The organism is Leucobacter insecticola (genome assembly GCF_011382965.1).
GTDB lineage: Bacteria > Actinomycetota > Actinomycetes > Actinomycetales > Microbacteriaceae > Leucobacter > Leucobacter insecticola.
The window spans coordinates 806,719-825,362 of the sequence record NZ_CP049934.1; the positions used below are offsets into that span (position 1 = coordinate 806,719).

An 18,644-nucleotide genomic window follows, 5' to 3' on the forward strand; every position below is an offset into this window, starting at 1 on the left:
CCCAGGGAACATGACCATTCACTCCGCGCCGAATCAGGCCACCCCACAACGTCCACCCCGCGCGTCGGCCGCGAACGAGTCGCCGCCGCGCCAACCCACGCTGAAGGCGCTCGCGCGCCTGCTACCCTTCGCGAAACCGGCGCTGCCGCGCCTGATCGCCGGTGCGGTTGTCGGCCTCGGCGCAGCGCTCGCGAGCCTCGCGATCCCGCTCGTTCTGCAGTGGGTGATTGACGGTCCGCTGCGTTCCGGCGACCGCTCTCTGATCGTCTGGGCCACCCTTGGGGTGCTCGGGCTGGGAGCTGCGGAGGCCGCGCTCGTGTTCACGCGGAGGATGCTCGTGCTCGCGCCGGCGACGGAGGTCGAATACGCGCTGCGCCGCGGCTTTACCGAGCGGCTCTTGAACCTGCAGGTTGCGTTTCACGATCGCTGGCAGTCGGGTCAGCTGCTGAGTCGCATGATGCAGGACATCAGCCTGATCCGGCGCTGGCTCGCCTTCGGTTCGATCCTGCTGCTCATCAACCTCGTCACGATCGTCGTCGGCACGGCGCTGCTGTTTCGCTGGCACTGGTTGCTCGGCGTGGTGTTTGTGGTGTGCTCAATCCCGATCTGGGGCGCCGGGTTTCGCTTCGAACAACGCTACGGCAGCCTCTCTCGCAGCAGCCAGGATCAGGCCGGTGACCTCGCAACCTCCGTGGAGGAGAGTGTGCACGGGATCCGAGTGCTGAAGGCGTTCGGGCGCGGCGGGCACGCGATGAGCAAGTTTGTGCGGCAGGCCGAAACGCTGCGCGATACGGAGTTGCAGAAGGGCCGAGAGGTGGGCCTGCTGTGGTTCTGGTATGACCTGGTGCCGGTGCTCGCGCTCGGCTTGAACCTGATGACCGGCATCTGGCTGGTGAGCCGGGGGCAACTCACCGTGGGTGAGCTGTTCGCTTTCTTCGCAATGGCGACGGCGCTGCGCTGGCCCATGGGGTCGCTCGGGTTCCTGTTCTCCTTCTTGATCGACACCCGCACTGCGACCGATCGCGTGTTTGAGGTGTTCGACTCGCAGGTGGTGATTCAGGATCCCGCCGAGCCGAAGACGATCACGGCGCCCCGGGGTGAGCTCGCGTTCCGCGGCGTTCATTTCCATTACCCCGACGCGCGTGAGGGCGACACCGACATCATCAACGGCCTCGACCTGACGCTCAGGCCCGGGGAGACGATGGCCCTCGTGGGGGCCACGGGCTGTGGCAAAACGACACTCACGACGCTGCCATCGCGGCTCTACGACGTCACCGGCGGCAGCGTCGAGATCGACGGTGTGGACGTGCGGGATCTGCGACTCGAAGAACTGCGCAGCCTCATCGGTGTCGCGTTCGAAGAGCCCGTGCTGTTCTCGTCGTCGGTGCGCGAGAACGTGCTGCTGGGCCGGGCCGATCTTGCGCCGGGCAGCCCGGAGGCCGAGGCCGTGCTGCGTGAGGCGCTCGATGTCGCGCAGGCGGGCTTCGCGACGGAGCTGCCCGACGGGCTCGACACCGCGGTGGGCGAGGAAGGGTTGAGTCTCTCCGGCGGCCAGCGGCAGCGGCTCGCGCTCGCGCGAGTTGTCGCGGCAAAGCCGGCGATCCTGGTGCTCGATGACCCGCTGTCTGCGCTTGATGTCGACACCGAAGCGCTCGTGGAGGCCGCGCTGCGGCGGGTCCTCGCGAACACGACCGCGCTGATCATCGCGCACCGCCCCTCAACTGTCGCGCTGGCAGACCGTGTCGCGGTGATGCGCGACGGTCGCATCGAGGCCGTCGGCACCCACACAGAGTTGCTACGCAGGAGCGCGCACTACCGCCACTTGATCGTCAGTATTTCGAGCCCGAACGGCTCAGCAACGGAGGAACAACCATGAGCGCGGAGAACGTGCGCGGCACCGCGGGTGAGGACCGCGACAACTATACGAGGGCGGAGAGTCGGGCGATCCGGCGCCGCTCCATTCGCCTGCTGGGTTCGATCCTGAAGCCGCTGCGGTGGGTGATGCTGCTCACCGCGGGGGTCGTACTGGCGTCGACCGCGCTGCGGGTGGTCGGCCCCATGCTCATCGCGGCCGGGATCGACGACGCACTGCCCCGCGCCATCACCCAGGGCGACTGGCTGCCCGCCGCCGGCATCACCGCCGCATTCCTGCTTTCCGGGGCCATCGCTGCGGGGCTCGTCGGCCTGTACGTGGTGCTGATTGCGCGCCTCACCCAGGCCGTGATGCTGGAGTTGCGGCGACGAATCTTCCGGCACACGCAGCGTCTGAGCCTCGGATTTCACGAGGGCTACACCTCGGGCAGGGTCATCTCGCGGCAGACGAGCGATCTCGAATCGATCCAGGAGTTGCTTTCCGGCAGTCTGAACGAGCTCATCGATGCCGTGCTGATCGGCACCTTCACGGTGATCGCTCTGTGCCTCCTCGATTGGCGGAGCGGCGTGCTGCTGGTGTGCATGGGATCCCGCTGGCGATCCTGATGCGCTGGTTTGTGATCGAGTCGCAGAAGGGATTCCGAGGTACCCGCGTCGCGAGCGCCCGCCTGATCGTGCAGTTTGTGGAGATGATGACCGGGATCCGTGCCGTGCAGGCCTTCCGCACCGAGCGTCGCAATGCGCGGGCGTTCGCGGAGGTCGCGGACGAGTACCGCCGCACGAATCTGCGGGTGGTGCGCCTGTACGGTGTGCTCGATCCAGGGTTAATCCTGCTCGCCAACATCACGATCGCGGCCGTGCTGCTGTGGGGTGCCCTGCGGGTGAGCGAGGGGACGCTGGCGATCGGGGTGCTGCTCGCGGCGGTGCTGTACGTCCGCAACTTCTTCGGGCCGATTGAGGAGGTCGCGATGTTCCTGAACTCCTATCAGTCGGCGGCTGCGGCGCTCGAAAAGGTGTCGGGTGTGCTTGAGGAAGAGCCGACGGTTCCGGATCCCGCGCAGCCCGTCGCCCTGCCGCACGCGCGCGGCGAGATCACCTTCGACCGCGTGACGTTTGGTTACGGCGGCGGCCGCACGGTGCTTGAGGAGTGCTCTCTGGTGCTGCCCGCCGGGCAGACGGTGGCACTTGTCGGCACGACCGGCGCGGGCAAGTCGACGCTCGCGAAGCTGGTCGCAAGGTTCTACGACCCGACTTCGGGGGCGGTGCGACTCGACGGCATCGATCTGCGGGACGTTGCGGCGAAGGATCTGCGCCGCGCGATCGTCATGGTGACGCAGGAGGCGTACCTGTTTAGCGGCACCGTTGCGGAGAATATTGCGCTGGGCAAACCGTCCGCGACCGCGGAGGAGATTCGCACGGCGGCTCGAACGGTGGGTGCCGAGGAGTTCATCGACGCGCTGCCCGACGGGTTCGACACCGACGTGAACAAGCGCGGCGGGCGGATCTCGGCGGGTCAGCGGCAGTTGATTTCGTTTGCGCGGGCATTCCTCGCGGATCCGGCGGTGCTGATCCTCGACGAGGCGACGGCGTCACTCGACCTGCCGAGCGAGCGCCTGGTGCAGGAGGCGTTGCAGCGCTTACTTGCCGACCGCACCGCGATCATCATTGCGCATCGGTTGTCGACGGTCGCGATCGCGGAGCGGGTGCTCGTGATGGAGCACGGCCGGGTGATCGAGGACGGTTCCCCCGCGGAACTCCTGGACCGCGGGGGCCGCTTCGCCGTGCTGCACGCCGAGTGGCAGGGGACGCTCGCGGGTTAGGCCCGCGCCAGCCCCCATAACCCGCGGTTCAGGTGTCACGGATGTGTACAAAACTGGATCTTGGTACACATCCGTGACACCTGAATGGGAGGCGATGCGAAGGGTCTAGCTGCGCGTCGCGAGGTGCGCGGGGCGCCGCATGAAGAGCACCGCAATGACCCCGAGTGTCAGCGCGAGCGCAGGCAGCAGCATCGTCTGCAACATTGCCGTCGCGAAGGGCGCGGCGATCATCTCAGGCAGTGTGCCGCCCTCAAACCCGCCGCCACTGGCCATGGCAGCCTCGGGAAGGTTCGCCTCAAGCCGCGACTGCATGAACGCGGCGATCGCTGCCGAACCGAGCACGGAACCGATCGTGCGAGTCGTGTTGTAGATTCCGGATCCTGCGCCCGCCTGGCGCGGATCCAGGTTGCGTGTCGCGGTGGTCGCGAGCGGCCCCCACATGCCCGCGTTGCCGACACCCATGAGCGCCGACGGCAGCAGGAACGCCCAGATGGGGGTGTCGGTGTTCATTAGCGACATGTACCACAGCAGCGAGATGATCACGAATGACAGTCCCGGAACGAGCATCAGCCGCGGGTCGATACGGTCAAGGAGTTTGCCCGCGAACGGCGACAGCACGCCGGCGGCGACGGCCATCGGGATCAGGAGCATCGCCGCCTCCGTGGGGGTCAGCCCGCGCGCGAGCTGGTAGAAGAACATCAGTGGCAGAGTCATGCTCGTTACGGTGAAGCCGACCGTCGTGATGCCGAGGTTCGCGACGGAGAAGTTGCGGTCTTTGAACAGGGACAGTGGCACCAGAGGCTCGCTGCGCGTCTTCGCCTGCTGCAGGATGAACAGCCCCATCACCAGCACACCGGCGGCGATCAGCGACCACACGGTGATCGGACCCCAGATGACGCCCCAGTTGTAGGCCTCGCCCTCTTGCAGACCAAAGACGATGAGGAACAGAGTGACGGCGCTGAGCACCACACCGACGATGTCGAAGCGGTGCATGTGCGTTTCGAGCTTCGGAACGAAGATCCATGCCAGCACAAAACCGATCACGCCGACGGGCAGGTTGACGAAGAAGATCCACTCCCAGCCGAAGCCGTCAACGAGGAGGCCGCCCGCGAGCGGGCCCACCAGCATCGCGACACCCGAGGTCGCGCCCCACAAGCCCATTGCGGCACCGCGCTGGTTCGCCGGGAAAGTGCGCGTGATGACCGCCATGGTCTGCGGCGTCATGAGTGCCGCGCCGAGGCCCTGCACCGCGCGCATGACGATCAGCATCGTCAGCGAGGTCGAGAGTCCGCAGCCCAGCGACGCGAGCGTGAAGAGTGCCAGGCCCGCGAGGTACATGCTGCGCGGCCCAAACCGGTCGCCGAGGCGGCCCGTGATGAGCAGCGGTACGGCGTAGGCGAGCAGATAGGCGCTCGTCACCCACACGACGTTGTCGAGGTTGGGGGTGCCGGGATCCAGCGCGGCCTTAATCGCCGGGTTCGCGACCGACACGATGGTGGTGTCGACCAGGATCATGAAGAACCCGATGACCATGGCCCAGAGAGCGGGCCAGGGACCGCGAGATGTTGCGGAGGAGTTCACTGCTGTGCTGCCTTTCGGTGCAGGTTGTACTTTGCGGGGGAGGGCGTAATGCCCTGACCCCAGGGGAATCCGGGTGTTGAAATGTGTGCGAGCGTTTCGATGATCCAGTCGAGGTCAGCGTGGAGGAGCTTCGCCTCGCGCTCAAAATTGAGCAGGTACTGCTCGGGGGTGCCTTCGTCGTGGGCGTCGGCGAGCTCAGAAACCTGGATCCGGAGGGCGTTTGCGAGCGCGTCTTTGCGCTGGGTGAGCAGTTCGACTGTTTCGGCGAGTGTGAGGTTGTGTGCCTCGGCGAGGGCGACGTTGAATGATGCCGGGCAGTCGATGCGGGGGAGCTCCTGCCGTACCCAGGCGGGCACGGCATCTCTGCCAGCCTCCCGCAGCGTGTAGCTCGTGCGTTCGGGGCGATTGCCCTCGCGGTCTACGCAGGCCTCGGCGATGAGCTGTTGCTCCTCGAGGCGCGAAACGGTGTGGTACACGGATCCTTTGGTGACTGACACGAGCCGGTCGCGGTGGCGGTATTCGAGGAGTCGCAGCATCTCGTACGGATGCATATCGCCCTCGTAGAGCAGCGCGAGCAGCATGATCCCGAGCGGTGTGAGCTTGGGGTTGGGGGAATTCATTGCATGGTCCGTTCGTACTAGTACGGATGGACTATAGCACGAGCTGGGCCTATGCGTGCGCACTCGCTTACCCGGCGGGGGAGATTCGAGTGCCCACCTCCCCCGCGAGTGCCCACCTCGTCAGTGTGCGAGGATCGTGGGCGCTCGCCGGAAAGGTGGGCCCTCACCTCGCGGGTGCCAGTGCGGGCGCGGCGAGGATCCCGAGCCTCAGTGCGCGGCGAGCCTGAAGGGGTCCGGCGGGAACGAGATCCCCATCGCGGCGTCGGCGAGGATCCGCCCGGTTGCCGGAGCAAACTTGAAGCCGTGACCCGAAAAACCTGCGGCAACGGTGACCGCGCCGATCCGATCGAGCACAAAGCGGCCATCCGCGGTGGATGTGTAGGTGCAGCTGATCTCGGCCGCGGTATCGGGATCCAAACCCGGAAACCACTCGGCCACATAGCTGCGCAGCGCCTCGCGGGAGAGGTCGCTCCCGCGAAATCGCCTGGCATCGGGATTCACTTCGTCGCCGACCTTGTGGAATCCGACCTTGACGCCCTCGCCCGGGGTGAGCATGCCGTAGACAGCACCGTCTTGGGGGTCTTCCTTGCCCGGGACAAAACGGTTGAAGGATGGCCACCACGCTTCGCCACCCGGCTCAATCATTTGCGGGCGGATCTGAAAGTGCGCGGGATGTTCCTCGGTGACCTGCAGCGGCGGCAGCTCAACGAGGCCGCGCAGCAACTGCTCCGACCAGGCACCAGCCGCGACGATCACGCTCGCGGCATTGAACACGGTGGGTGATCCCGAATCATCAACCGCAGTGACTTCCGTACCGTGCTCGGTGACTCGCAAGTCGGTGACCCGTTGTCCGAAACGAATATCGGCACCGTGCGCCCGCGCGAGCGCCGCGAAAACCTCGAGTGCCGTGGCGGAGTGGATGCGCCCGGCGTCACGATTGAGCAGCACGGTTCCTTCAAACTTCATGCCGGGCCAGCGCGACGCGGCCTCCTCGGCGCACAGCAATTCGGCCGCGGCACCGCGCGCGGTCAGTGCGGCGTGTGCCTCCGAGATCACCCCGGGATCCCCCTGGCTCACCAGCCCGCACAGGGTCAGCAGCTGCTCGCCCGACTCGCGTTCGAGTTCTCGCCACAGCTGCAGCGCCTCATCGTAGAGGTCGAGGTAGTAGTCCTCGGTGTACGCGTTGTTCATGTTGCGGGTCGCGCCGTGGGAGGCTCCCCGCGAGTGGCCCGGCTCAAACCGCTCGAGCAGCAGCACTTGCTGGCCGCGGCGTGCGAGATTCCAGGCGGCGGAGAGGCCAATGATCCCGCCGCCAATGACGAGATGATCTACGCGGGTTTCCATGTGTCTGACTCTTCTTGGGGTGTGCCATCGGCAGGATCCTGAGCGAGAACGGCGGGCTCCGCCTCGGTTGCTGCTGCATCCGTTGCTTCTGCGGCTGCCTCTGCTTTCATCTCAGCTTCAGCCTCAACTTCCGCCTCGATCGCCTCGTCCTCAACGATGTCGTCAGCGGTGCGCTCGCGGTTGCGCCAATCATAGATACTCTCTGACGCGACGGCGCGAGGCTTCGACAGGAAGATGATCGAGAGCGAGACGCCGATGAGCCCCGCAAAGATGGCAGAGAGCCAGGGCCAGATCCCGAGTAGCATCAAGACCGCGAACGGAACGGCAAAAAACAGCAGTCTCAGAGCGGTGTACACAAGCCAGGCAGTGCGAGGGTTTTTCACCTGATCGAGTCTACCCGCCTCGCGGGGAGCTCCCCTGAGTAGAGGCGTAAGGTAGGCACCTCTGGTCCAGGTGCAACGGGTAGCATATGAAGCATGGTGCGGTTCTTGATTATCGGGATCGTCATCGCTGTTGCATTTACGCTGTTTGCGCTGGTGGATGCGGCGATGACAGATGGCGCACGCGCGCGCGGAGTGAGCAAGCCGGTGTGGGTGGTGCTGATCGTCTTGCTGCCGGTGATTGGTGGCGTCCTGTGGTTCATGATTGGTAAGGGTGCGACCCCGGCGAAGCGTCCGACCGCTCCCGATGACGATCCGCGCTTTTCGGGTAACCGGATGTCTACTTCCGAGGTTGAGGTGCACCTGAAGGATCTTGAAGCCAGGCTGCGTGAGCTTGACGATGAGGTATACCCGGGTGAAGAGGTCGACAAACCCTCGCAGGATCCCGCGCCGCAGACCGATCCTGATGCGCCTGCCGCAGAAACCCAGCCTGGCTCGGAAGCGAAGCCGGACAGCGATACGGGTGCGGCTCAGAAGTGAGTGAGACGGGCCCCGCCCCGGCGTCAATCTTCGCCGTCGAATTGCTGGCCGAACTGATTCGTCGCGGGGTGCGCGACATGGTGGTGTGCCCAGGATCCCGTTCGCAGGCGCTCGCGCTCGCCGCCGCAGCCGCCGAACAGGCCGAGGCGATCTCGCTGCACGTGCGCCTGGACGAGCGCTCTGCCGGGTTCTTCGCGCTCGGTGTTGCACGTGAAACCGGGATCCCCGCGCCGATCATCGTGACGAGCGGCACCGCGGTCGCGAATCTGATGCCCGCCGTGATGGAAGCGCACGCGGGCCGGGTGCCGATGATCCTGCTCACCGCCGATCGCCCCGCCGAGCTGCGCGGGATCCGCATGAATCAGACGACGGATCAGGCCGGGCTCCTCGGGAAGTTTGCCCGTTTGTCGCTTGATGTGCCCGCTCCCGAGATGGGCGCGGACGGGGATCTTCTGCGGTCTCCGGATCGGGATCCCGCGCGGCTCGCCATTGCGGCGCTCGCGGCAGCCGGCGGGTTTCCCGGGGCGGCTCCGGCCGGTCCGGTGCAGCTGAATCTGGCGTTTCGGGATCCGCTCTCGGGCACCGCTGGTTTTGATGACATGATCGCCGCCGGGTTCGTGGCGGCCGCGGGCGAGGCGGCCGCGGGCGAGGCTGCCGCGTTGCAGGATCCGAGTGCCGCCGAGGCTCAGACCCCGAGCCGGGCTACCGCGCAGAGCGCGCCCGCCGATCTTGGCGAGTGGGCCGATGACGAGGTGTTTACTCTGCGCGGCGACACGCTGGCCGTGGTGATTGCGGGCGAGGGCGCTGGCCCCGAGGCGGAAGCGTTTGCGCACGCCGCCGGGATCCCGCTGCTCGCCGAGGTCGTGAGCGGTGCGAGATTCGGTCGTGAGGCGATCACCGCCTACGCGACCCTGCTCGATGACCCCCAGCTGGGTGGGCTCGTGGAGCAGGCGATCGTGTTTGGGCACCCGACGCTCACCCGCCAGGTGCCCGCGCTGCTGCGGCGCGACGACGTCGACGTGGTGGTGGTCGATCCCTACACCGAAGCCGAGCACTTCGACCCGAGCCGCGACGCCCGCGTGGTGCGGGCGGCACGCGTCGATCCCGAGCATGATTCCCGCCAGCTGCGCCGTTGGCTGGGGGCGTGGGTGGTCGCCGATCGCGAACTGCAGCGCGAACGCACCACGATCCACGAGCCCGACCTTGCGGCTGCGCGGGCCACCGGTTACAAGGAACGCAACGAGTATGCGCGGGCCGAGCTCGCGGCGATGCGCGAGGAGATTTCGCGGGAGCTGCTGACGGAGAGTGTATGGCGGGCGAGCTGGCCACACGACCGGCTGGTGCTCGCGGCGTCGCGGCTGGTGCGGGTGCTTGACGGGCTTGCTCCCGCGCGGCGGCTTGAGGTCCGTTCGAACCGGGGGCTTGCCGGGATCGACGGGACCGTGGCGACGGCGTTCGGCGTGGCGTCGGCGAGTCAGGCCGCGGGGGATCCCGCGCTGTCGGTCGGCACGACCCGGGTGATTCTGGGTGATCTCGCGCTGCTGCATGATGCTGGATCACTGCTGCTGCCCGAGGGAGAGGTGCGGCCCAGGATCCAGTTGTTCGTGGGCAACGACGGCGGCGGAACTATCTTTGACGGACTTGAGGTGGCTTCGTCCGCGTCACGAGAGGCCTTCGACCGCGTGCTGTTTACGCCGCAGCGGGCGTCGCTTGCGGGCCTGGCCGAAGCCTACGGCTGGGAGTACCGCCTGGTGTCGACCCGTGGCGAGCTCGAACAGTTGTTGACGGTGCCCGTCGAAGGGCCGACGCTCGTTGAGGTGCCGCTCGGGCGTTAGCTTGCCATGCCCGATCGGCCTGCCGGATCCGGATCCCGACCCCGATCTGCTTGCCCGATCCCGAGCCAACCCTCCCCAAAATATGTGACACAAAGTCCGCTTAACCTGCCCCTCTTAAGCGGACTTTGTGACATATATTTTCAAAGCGAGGCCGGTCGCACGGCCGGTCGCGGGGATCGGACGGTAGGAGGTCGAACTACAAAGGCCTAGTGGGTCGGAGTGGGAGCCGGATCCTTGGCACCCGCAGCCGTTGCCGCACCCACAGCCCCGACATGCTGCGCATCGAGCGACGCGGGCTGAGCGCCCGAGACCTTGGCGTTCATTTCTTCTTCGTTATCGAGCCAGTTGGCACCCTTGTTTTTCAAGAAGAAGATGTACACGAAGAGCGAAACCGCAATGATCGCCATGACATAGAAGACGAAGGTGTTGAGGTGGCCGCTTTCGCCAGCCGCCGCGTGCAGCATGGGTGCAGTGCCTCCAAAGACTGAGTTGGCAAGGGCGTAGCCAAGCCCAACGCCCAGCGCACGAATGTGGGTGGGGAAGAGTTCCGCCTTCACAACTGCGTTGATCGAAGTGTAGCCGGTCAGAATGATAAAGCCACCGACCAGAATCAGGAACGCAAACATCGGGTCTTGCTGCTGAGGCAGCATGGTCAGCAGGAACCAGGTGTAGAGGAGCCCGCCGATCCCGAAGAACACCAGCAGTGATTTGCGGCCCACGATGTCCGAGAGCCATCCGCCGAGTGGCTGAAGCAGCATCAGGATCGTGAGCGCAATTAGGTTAATGAATGTGCCCGCGATGACGTCGCCGTTGGAGAAGGCCTGCTTCACGATGTTGGGCCCCGTAACCGAGTAGGTGTAGAAGGCGACGGTGCCACCGGCGGTCACCAGGAAACAGAGCAGCAGTGGACGCCACTGGTGCACCAGGAGTTCTCGCATCGATCCGGCCTGCTTGGCCTGGCCCGAGCGCACGGCCGCCAGATCAGAGCTGGTCAGCGTCTCATCCATTGTACGGCGCACCCAGAACACGACGACCGCGCCGACGCCGCCGATCCCGAACGCGACCCGCCATCCCCACGAGGTCATCTGCTCGGGCGTGAGCGTGAAGAGCATGACCATGAGGGTGAGCTGAGCAAGTACGTGACCGCCGACCAGCGTGACGTACTGGAACGAGGAGAGGAAGCCGCGCCGTCCGGAGATCGCGGTTTCAGACATGTAGGTGGCGCTGGTGCCGTATTCACCGCCGGTCGCGAAACCCTGCACGAGACGTGCGAACACGAGGATGACCACCGCGCCGCCGCCAATCGTCTCAGCTGTAGGGGCGATGGCAATGATCGCTGAACACGCTGCCATTACCGAGACCGAGGTGGCGAGGGCGCGGCGTCGACCGTGGCGATCCGCAAATCTGCCAAAGAACCAGGATCCCACCGGGCGCATCAGGAACGTTACCGCGAAGATGGCCCACACGTAGATTGTCGAGTTCTTTTCGTCGGCAGCGAAAAATTGGGATTCGAAGTAAGTCGCAAACACCGAGTAGACGTAGACGTCGTACCATTCGACCAGGTTGCCGGCCGATCCTTTCAGTGTGTTTGAAATAGATCGCCGCAGAGTGGGTGAGGTGAGTGTCGTCGTTGACATGGGTGTGCTCGTCCTTAATCTGGGAAATTATGTGTGCTGGCTTCCCAGTATTCTTCGCGGAATGAAAGTGTGCCCGAGCCCTTAACATTCTCTTTACCTTCGCCGAGATCGCATTGACCGGTAGGGCTAACATGATTACATGCGTGTCTTAGTCGCCGAAGACGACCCGTCGGTCGCGGCCGCACTCTCCGGCGCGCTCACAAGAGCCGGGTATAGTTGCACGCGTGTGGCGCGCGGCGCCGAAGTTCTTGAGCGGTATCGAGACTTCGAGCTGTTGATGCTTGATCTTGGACTTGAAGACATGGACGGCATCGAGGTGCTCCGCATTTTGCGCGAGCACAGTGACTTGCCGGTCATCGTGGTGACTGCGCGAGACGATGAACGCTCGACCGTGCAAGCGCTGCGTCTCGGAGCCGATGACTATCTAGTGAAACCGCTGCGCCTGCACGAGTTGCTCGCCCGTATCTCTGCGGTGACTCGTCGCTACGCGCGCGAGGTCTCAAAGCAGTTGGTGATCGGGGATCTTCGCATCGACCCTGAAGCACAGCGCGTGAGCGTTCAAGGTGAAGAGGTGAGACTGACCCCCACCGAATTTGCGCTCGTTGCTGAGCTCGCACGCAAGGCGGGATCCGCGGTAAGTCGAGAGCACCTAGTTGCGCGGGTGTGGGGTGACGATTATCCAGCTGAATCGCGCACCTTCGACGTGCACCTCGCGCAGATCCGCAACAAGCTACCGATGCTGAGCATTGTGACGATCCGCGGCTTTGGTTTTCGCCTGGAGCAGGCGGAAGCCGTGCAGCCTGCCCCGGAGCGCTAAGCGTGAAGCTGCGGCTACTGGTTCCGCTACTCGTCTTTGGGCTCGTCGCAATTGGGGCGCTGGTGGTTCCAGCCGCGCTTACAATTGCGCAGCAGCGCACCCAACAGCTGGAGCGGCAGCGTGTCGAAGCCTTTGACCAGATCGTGCAGCGCTCTTTTGCTGCGGTGTCAAACGTAGGCTCAGGATCCGGCACCAACCTGGCGGTACTGGATCGCTACCTTGAGCGTTTCTACGACACTTACCGGGAGCCCGTAATGGTTGCCGATGGTACCGGCGCAAAGGTGACATCAATCGGGCAGATCCCTGAGGGAGACGCGACAGACAGAGTTGTGAGTGATGCGCTGCGCGGGATCCCGCAGCTTGAACTGCCGACGGTCTACCCGTGGAGCGATGCTTGGGTTGTCGCGGCGCGCCCGCTGAAGACTGACGGGAATGTCTCGGCCGGTGTTGTGGCGATTGGAATCTCGCAGGAACAGGCCCGCCAAGATGTTGCTTGGGGCTGGGTGCAACTCGGCAGCGTTGGGTCGCTGTTGATTGCCGGTTTGTTGGTGCTTGGCGCGGTGTGGACACGTTGGGTGCTTCGCCCCGTGCGAGTGCTCGATACCGCAGCGAACGCACTTGCGGAGCAGCGAAGAGTCGAGTCGGCCGGTGTAACCGGTCCTCCTGAGCTGCGCAGGCTTGCCACCTCGTTCGAACGGATGGCGCAAAACGTTGAGGCTGCCCTTGATCAACAACGCGGCCTTATCGCCGATGCCTCACATCAACTGCGTAACCCGTTGGCGGCGATCCGTCTTCGCATTGATGCGCTTGCCACTCACGGTGCTGGCGAGGGAAGCAAAGGTCTGCCGGGAGAAGCGAGTGGAGAGGCCGCTGAGGATATTGCTGCGGTCACGCACGATCTTGACCGGCTCGAGGGCACGCTTGAGCGCATGCTGAAGTTTGCTCACGCGGAGCATCGTGCGAGCCGGAGGCAGAGTGAAGTGCCCGAGCTTGCGGAGCCCCGGGCCGGTCTCGGCGGGGGCAGCGGATTTCTCGACGGGGCGGGCCGCGGATCCGGCGCCACCCCGCCCGAGGAGAGTTTCGTTTCTGCTGCGACACTGGTTGAACCGCACCGCAGCGCACTCGCCGCGGCGGGTGTTCGCCTCGAGCTGGCCGGTGAGACAGAGCCGGTGAGAGCCGCGTGCAACCTGAGTGACTTGGAAGAGATGGTCGAGATCCTGCTTGACAATGCAGGAAAGTACGCGGGATCGGGTTCGGTCGTGCGCGTCGCACTGTGCCGGGAGCAGGATCGGGTGATCCTGCAGGTTTCGGATTCTGGACCGGGTCTCAGCGATGGCGACCTTGAACAGATCGGCGCGCGGTTCTGGCGAGCGGTGCAACACCGGGATCAGCCGGGCACGGGGCTTGGGCACGCAATCCTTAGCCAGCTTGCGTGTGGGAATGAGTCGACGGTCAGAGTGGATCGCGCGCCAGAGGGCGGCTTGCGCACGCGAATCGAGATGGGGGCGCTATGAGGGAAGTTCGCGTGAGCGCGGGCTTGGGGCTTGTCACCCGCAGGGGGTTGTTTCGCGGGATCGCCGGTGGGGTAGCCGCGGGGGCGATCCCGATGCTTGCGGGCTGCGCTGCCTCGGATCCGCAGCACCTGAAGATGGCGTGCGGTGAAGCGGGAGGCATCTATCTCCAGTTTGGTGAGTTGCTGAGCGCCGCGGTTGATCAACGTGCGCTGAGCAGCGGGGCTGGTTTGCTGCCGATGTTGAGGCAAAGCTTGAGCCGCTCGTCACCAATGGAAGCGCCGAGAATCTGCTGATGCTGCAGACAGGGGAGGTGGACCTCGCGATTGCGCTGGCTGACACTGTGAGGGAGCACGAGAAAGGGCGTCTTGCTGATGGGGGCAGTGCGACCGGCACGAACGTGGCGATTGGGCGGGTCTACCAAAACTATTTGCAGTGCGCCGTGCTGGCTGATGGGCCGCTGAGTGAAATTTCGGAGCTACGCGGCAAGGTCGTTTCAACGGGGGCAAGTGGCTCGGGGAGTTCGTTTACGACGCGTCGAGTGCTCGACCTCTCCGGACTCAGTGAGGCTGAAGGGGGCCTCGCCGCGTCGAGTACGGTCTGGGAGACGGCTTGCGAGAGCTGCGAGCGGGGCGCATTGACGCGATGTTTTGGTCAGGAGGGGTCTCGACTCCCAAGATTGAGGAGTTCAGCGCGGAGGTGCCGCTGCGCCTGCTCGACTTGTCGGACGTGGCCGGGCTGCTTGAAGCGGAGTATCCGCTCGTCTACCTCGAATCGACCATTCCGGCGAAGGTTTACGGCTCGGCGGTGCCAACGCCGACGCTCGGGATACCCAACCTGCTGCTCGCGAGTTCTAAGCTAGCTGATGATGTCGTCAAGCTCATCGTTGATGCGCTCGTGTTTGATGCGCGTGGGCTCGTGCCGAAGGGATCGGTGGGGGCGCAGTTTCTGACCCCGGTGAGCCTGATCGACACCGGTACGGTGCCGCTGCATCCCGCGGCTCGGGATCGCTACCGCGAACTTTACGGGTAGGGACGGGCTCGTCGGGCCGCGCGATCCCGACCCGCCCTTATGATCCGAGAGCGTTTTACTCGCCAAACGCCTCGGTGATAGGGCGAAACTTGGAGACGGTTTCGCGAAGTTCGTGTTCGGGATCCGATCCCGCGACGATCCCGCCACCCGCGCTCGCGATGATCCTGCGACTGCTGTTTCTATGGTCTGCAGGATCTAGCTGAGCGCACCGCAGCGCAATGACCCACTCGCCGTCGCCGTCGGCGTCGATCCAGCCGACCGCCCCAGAATAGCGGCCACGGTCGAAGGGCTCAATCTCTTTGATCGCGGCGACCGCTGCGGCGGTGGGGGTGCCCGCGATCGCGGCGCTGGGGTGGATCGCGCCGACGAGTTCGAGCGCGGAGCTGTGTTCCTTGAGCGTCGCCCCGAGGTCGGTGGCGAGGTGCCAGACATTGGGGAGCTGCAGCGGGAACGGTTCTTCGCTCGTGTGCAGCTCGTTCACGTAGGGGGAGAGGGCGGTGACCACACTCTGCACCGCGAAGGCGTGCTCGTGCTGCTCCTTGGAACTGGTGAGGAGTTCATCGCGGGCCTGTGCGTCGCGCTGCTCAGATTCGGGGTGGCGGCCGCGAGTGCCGGCGAGCACGCGCGCGGAGACGGCGCCGTCAGTTGCCCTGATGAGCGTTTCGGGGCTCGCGCCGATGAGGCCGTCGACGGCGAAGGTCCAGCAGTCGAGGTAGCGATCCGCGAGGCGCGAGAGGGGGGTGCGGAGGTCTGCGTCTTTTGCGATCGTGCTTTCGATTTGGCGGGCGAGCACAATTTTTTCGGCCTCGCCTTTGTTGATCGTTTCGGTGGCTTTGCGGACGCCCGCGAGGTAGGCATCGATGGGGCTTTGTGTGGATTCTGTGAAGGTGATGCCTTGCCAGGGTCTTGGCGCTTCGGGGGTGAGGATCGCGGGGTTCGCCGTAGTTTCCGGACTGTTGCCTGCTGTGGCCGCTTCGGGGGTCTCCGTGATGTCGGTGGTTTCGGTGATGTCGGTGATCGTCGTGAGCCAGTAGGCCTCGCGATGACGGGCGACGAGGATGCGCGGGACGATCAGCACGCTCTCGTGTCCACTGTGATCGGCGAAGGCGAAGGTGCCGAGCGCCATCAGTCCGGATCCTGGCATCTGCACGGTGTCGTCGATACGCGCGTTCTTGGCGATCGCCCGCCATTTTTTCGCTGCGTCAGTGAATCGATCCGGGCCCTTGAAGGTGAGTCGCAGCGTCTCCCCGATCCCGACGCAGCCGCGATCCCCACGGATCCACAGCAGCGGGTGCTCCGGATCGGCCAGCGCCACCAGATCGGGGGCCTCGGTGAGGGATCTGGTGACCGCCTTGAGTTTCGGCACCAGGGGTTCGCGTGTCACACCAATAATCTACCGCGTTGGGCTGGGTGGGGTGTGGAGGGGGCTTGCTCCCGCGAAGGAGTTTCTCAGCCAGGATCATCCCCGCTCGCGCGGGGAGCACGCTCCGGTCGTGACGACGAAGGTTCCGTCCCGGGGATCATCCCCGCTTGCGCGGGGAGCACGGGTCGCACTCACATCTGTGGCGATCTCGACAGGGATCATCCCCGCTCGCGCGGGGAACACCGCGAGCGCGGTTCCCTGTTGTTCGACCTCGTGGGATCATCCCCGCTCGCGCGGGGAGCACTGGATCTTGTGTTTTGTCTGGATCGTCCGCTTGGGATCATCCCCGCTCGCGCGGGGAGCACAATCTCACGGTCAACAAGGCGGCGCTTGATTTGGGATCATCCCCGCTCGCGCGGGGAGCACGACCATCGCACGGTTGATGAGGTTTGGCGTGAGGGATCATCCCCGCTCGCGCGGAGAGCACGCGTTAGGGACGAATGGCCGGTACTCTGAGCCGGGATCATCCCCGCTCGCGCGGGGAGCACCCGAAAGCGTGGCGTATGTTGTCGCCGGTATTGGGATCATCCCCGCTCGCGCGGGGAGCACACAGCGTACGTCTCGGGATCGAGAACTTTACCGGGATCATCCCCGCTCGTGCGGGGAGCACGATGGTCCTTCCCCGTCCAGCTACTCAGCCAACGGATCATCCCCGCTCGCGCGGGGAGCACGGAGCACTCATTGGTGTTGGAGGTCTGGCTTCGGGATCATCCCCGCTCGCGCGGGGAGCACCGTCTGCCGGAGCACGGTAAGCAGGGACACGGTGGATCATCCCCGCTCGCGCGGGGAGCACTGTTGGGAGGCGTGTGTGATGGATGAGGTGCAGGGATCATCCCCGCTCGCGCGGGGAGCACGTCGGCGCTTCGGTGCTGCCTGTACTGACTGGGGGATCATCCCCGCTCGCGCGGGGAGCACCTCGCACGCTACACCGAGAGTGACGATTGGGTGGGATCATCCCCGCTCGCGCGGGGAGCACGCTTGTTCGGCGGCGCGGGTGAGTGTCACCCAGGGATCATCCCCGCTCGCGCGGGGAGCACCTCTTGTCGGGCTAGCTGGCGGTGGGGCTTTGGGGATCATCCCCGCTCGCGCGGGGAGCACGTCAAGAGGTTCAGAGATTACAGTGCTCTACCAAGGATCATCCCCGCTCGCGCGGGGAGCACCGGGCGCTCGATACGAACCGTGCTCAGCTCGGGGGATCATCCCCGCTCGCGCGGGGAGCACTGGAGCATGATGCCGGTGTAGTAGCGGCGTCAGGGATCATCCCCGCTCGCGCGGGGAGCACTTTCATGTGTTTAGTCCTCCAGGGGTGTGCCAGGGATCATCCCCGCTCGCGCGGGGAGCACCTCGAAAGAGACGGCGGCCTTTGCGTTATCGGGGATCATCCCCGCTCGCGCGGGGAGCACCACTCGGACGCGAGAATCTTCCCGCCATAGTCCGGATCATCCCCGCTCGCGCGGGGAGCACTGAGCAGATTGCAGAAGATTCGATTGATGCCCGGGATCATCCCCGCTCGCGCGGGGAGCACCGACCCAGTACCAGGCACACCCGACACCGTGAGGGATCATCCCCGCTCGCGCGGGGAGCACAGTCTCATCGTGGGACGAGGCAGTTTGTGAACGGGATCATCCCCGCTCGCGCGGGGAGCACGCCAGCGCGTCACCGCGTGCCGGTGATGTTGCGGGATCATCCCCGCTCGCGCGGGGAGCACTTCCGATCCCGGATGAGGATTGGCGCGAGTTTGGGATCATCCCCGCTCGCGCGGGGAGCACAGGGCGACAGGGAGGCTATCGGGTGGCGGCGGGGGATCATCCCCGCTCGCGCGGGGAGCACTCGTCGCCCGGCAGCGGGTTCGGCTCTCAGTGGGGATCATCCCCGCTCGCGCGGGGAGCACGCGGACGCTGAGCCGCAGGCACCAGCGAATCCACGATCATCCCCGCTCGCGCGGGGAGCACGCGAAGGTTGTGGCTGATGCGCCGAAGGTGTTGGGATCATCCCCGCTCGCGCGGGGAGCACCGGTGACGAATCCTGAGGTTGACGTGGTGGGTGGGATCATCCCCGCTCGCGCGGGGAGCACGGGCGTGCCGCCTGCCGGGTTGGCGCGCCCTCGGGATCATCCCCGCTCGCGCGGGGAGCACATTGCGGGTGCGGATCGCGCCCGCGTATACGAGGGATCATCCCCGCTCGCGCGGGGAGCACGGGAGAGCGCCAAGTCCAGGCACCGCATTGGTGGGA

General features: G+C 65.4%; 13 protein-coding genes, 2 pseudogenes and 1 CRISPR repeat array. Of the genes and pseudogenes, 9 read left to right on the forward strand and 6 right to left on the reverse strand.

What is annotated here, in order from left to right:
- Positions 1-10 precede the first annotated feature (10 nt).
- Together G7067_RS03820 and G7067_RS03825 are read left to right on the forward strand one after the other, a co-directional pair.
- Positions 11-1,876, forward strand: coding sequence for an ABC transporter ATP-binding protein (locus tag G7067_RS03820; protein ID WP_166322105.1), 1,866 nt, complete (start codon positions 11-13; stop codon positions 1,874-1,876).
- A pseudogene (locus G7067_RS03825) lies at positions 1,873-3,692 on the forward strand (ABC transporter ATP-binding protein). Before G7067_RS03820 ends, G7067_RS03825 begins: the two are co-directional and overlap by 4 nt.
- A gap of 105 nt (positions 3,693-3,797) precedes the next feature.
- Here G7067_RS03825 and G7067_RS03830 read toward each other — a convergent pair.
- The 4 genes from G7067_RS03830 to G7067_RS03845 form a co-directional block, all read right to left on the reverse strand.
- Positions 3,798-5,225, reverse strand: a complete 1,428-nt coding sequence (locus G7067_RS03830; protein ID WP_166325728.1) for a DHA2 family efflux MFS transporter permease subunit — start codon at positions 5,223-5,225, stop codon at positions 3,798-3,800.
- Positions 5,226-5,269: 44 nt separating this feature from the next.
- Positions 5,270-5,893: a PadR family transcriptional regulator gene (locus G7067_RS03835; protein ID WP_166322107.1), complete on the reverse strand. Its 624-nt coding sequence runs from the start codon at positions 5,891-5,893 to the stop codon at positions 5,270-5,272.
- 207 nt (positions 5,894-6,100) lie between these two features.
- Positions 6,101-7,237 carry an FAD-dependent oxidoreductase gene (locus tag G7067_RS03840; protein WP_166322109.1) on the reverse strand — a complete coding sequence of 379 codons (1,137 nt, stop codon included), beginning with the start codon at positions 7,235-7,237 and terminating at the stop codon, positions 6,101-6,103.
- Complete coding sequence (locus G7067_RS03845) at positions 7,222-7,620, reverse strand: DUF4229 domain-containing protein (protein WP_166322111.1); 399 nt, start codon at positions 7,618-7,620, stop codon at positions 7,222-7,224. The genes G7067_RS03840 and G7067_RS03845 overlap by 16 nt, the downstream gene beginning before the upstream one ends.
- A 93-nt stretch (positions 7,621-7,713) precedes the next feature.
- On the opposite strand from G7067_RS03845, the gene G7067_RS03850 reads away from it, so the two are divergent.
- Positions 7,714-8,157 carry a PLD nuclease N-terminal domain-containing protein gene (locus G7067_RS03850; protein ID WP_166322113.1) on the forward strand — a complete coding sequence of 148 codons (444 nt, stop codon included), beginning with the start codon at positions 7,714-7,716 and terminating at the stop codon, positions 8,155-8,157.
- Entirely contained in the window at positions 8,154-9,992 is a 1,839-nt protein-coding gene (gene menD, locus G7067_RS03855; protein WP_166322115.1) for a 2-succinyl-5-enolpyruvyl-6-hydroxy-3-cyclohexene-1-carboxylic-acid synthase, read from the forward strand. The genes G7067_RS03850 and menD overlap by 4 nt, the downstream gene beginning before the upstream one ends.
- A gap of 206 nt (positions 9,993-10,198) precedes the next feature.
- On the opposite strand, the gene G7067_RS03860 is transcribed toward menD, so the two are convergent.
- On the reverse strand, positions 10,199-11,629 hold the full coding sequence (locus G7067_RS03860; protein ID WP_166322117.1) for an MFS transporter: 1,431 nt from the start codon (positions 11,627-11,629) through the stop codon (positions 10,199-10,201).
- 139 nt (positions 11,630-11,768) lie between these two features.
- Between G7067_RS03860 and G7067_RS03865 the strand changes: the two genes are divergently transcribed.
- From G7067_RS03865 to G7067_RS14830, 5 genes and pseudogenes are all read left to right on the forward strand, one after another.
- On the forward strand, positions 11,769-12,446 hold the full coding sequence (locus tag G7067_RS03865; protein WP_166322119.1) for a response regulator transcription factor: 678 nt from the start codon (positions 11,769-11,771) through the stop codon (positions 12,444-12,446).
- A 2-nt stretch (positions 12,447-12,448) separates the two neighbouring features.
- Positions 12,449-13,960: a HAMP domain-containing sensor histidine kinase gene (locus G7067_RS03870; RefSeq protein ID WP_166322121.1), complete on the forward strand. Its 1,512-nt coding sequence runs from the start codon at positions 12,449-12,451 to the stop codon at positions 13,958-13,960.
- Between the two features lie 11 nt (positions 13,961-13,971).
- Positions 13,972-14,253: a hypothetical protein gene (locus tag G7067_RS03875; protein WP_166322123.1), complete on the forward strand. Its 282-nt coding sequence runs from the start codon at positions 13,972-13,974 to the stop codon at positions 14,251-14,253.
- Positions 14,253-14,483: pseudogene (locus G7067_RS15140) on the forward strand (TAXI family TRAP transporter solute-binding subunit); the annotation flags it as partial. The gene G7067_RS03875 and the pseudogene G7067_RS15140, both read left to right, overlap by 1 nt.
- An 86-nt stretch (positions 14,484-14,569) precedes the next feature.
- Positions 14,570-14,989: a TAXI family TRAP transporter solute-binding subunit gene (locus tag G7067_RS14830; RefSeq protein WP_341872865.1), complete on the forward strand. Its 420-nt coding sequence runs from the start codon at positions 14,570-14,572 to the stop codon at positions 14,987-14,989.
- 55 nt (positions 14,990-15,044) lie between these two features.
- Here the strand turns inward: G7067_RS14830 and G7067_RS03890 are convergent, their stop codons facing one another.
- The gene (locus G7067_RS03890; protein ID WP_166322129.1) at positions 15,045-16,373 is read right to left on the reverse strand and encodes an isochorismate synthase; all 1,329 of its coding nucleotides are present in this window, start codon (positions 16,371-16,373) and stop codon (positions 15,045-15,047) included.
- A 71-nt stretch (positions 16,374-16,444) separates the two neighbouring features.
- Positions 16,445-18,609: a CRISPR direct-repeat array (repeat unit 29 nt; unit sequence GGGATCATCCCCGCTCGCGCGGGGAGCAC).
- The last annotated feature ends 35 nt before the right edge of the window (positions 18,610-18,644 follow it).

Coding starts and splice junctions, on each gene's coding strand:
- G7067_RS03820 (WP_166322105.1), top strand. CDS start 11: ATGACCATTCACTCCGCGCCGAATCAGGCCACCCCACAACGTCCACCC.
- G7067_RS03865 (WP_166322119.1), top strand. CDS start 11,769: ATGCGTGTCTTAGTCGCCGAAGACGACCCGTCGGTCGCGGCCGCACTC.
- G7067_RS03850 (WP_166322113.1), top strand. CDS start 7,714: ATGGTGCGGTTCTTGATTATCGGGATCGTCATCGCTGTTGCATTTACG.
- G7067_RS03860 (WP_166322117.1), bottom strand. CDS start 11,629: ATGTCAACGACGACACTCACCTCACCCACTCTGCGGCGATCTATTTCA.
- G7067_RS03830 (WP_166325728.1), bottom strand. CDS start 5,225: ATGGTCATCGGGTTCTTCATGATCCTGGTCGACACCACCATCGTGTCG.
- G7067_RS03835 (WP_166322107.1), bottom strand. CDS start 5,893: ATGAATTCCCCCAACCCCAAGCTCACACCGCTCGGGATCATGCTGCTC.
- G7067_RS03840 (WP_166322109.1), bottom strand. CDS start 7,237: ATGGAAACCCGCGTAGATCATCTCGTCATTGGCGGCGGGATCATTGGC.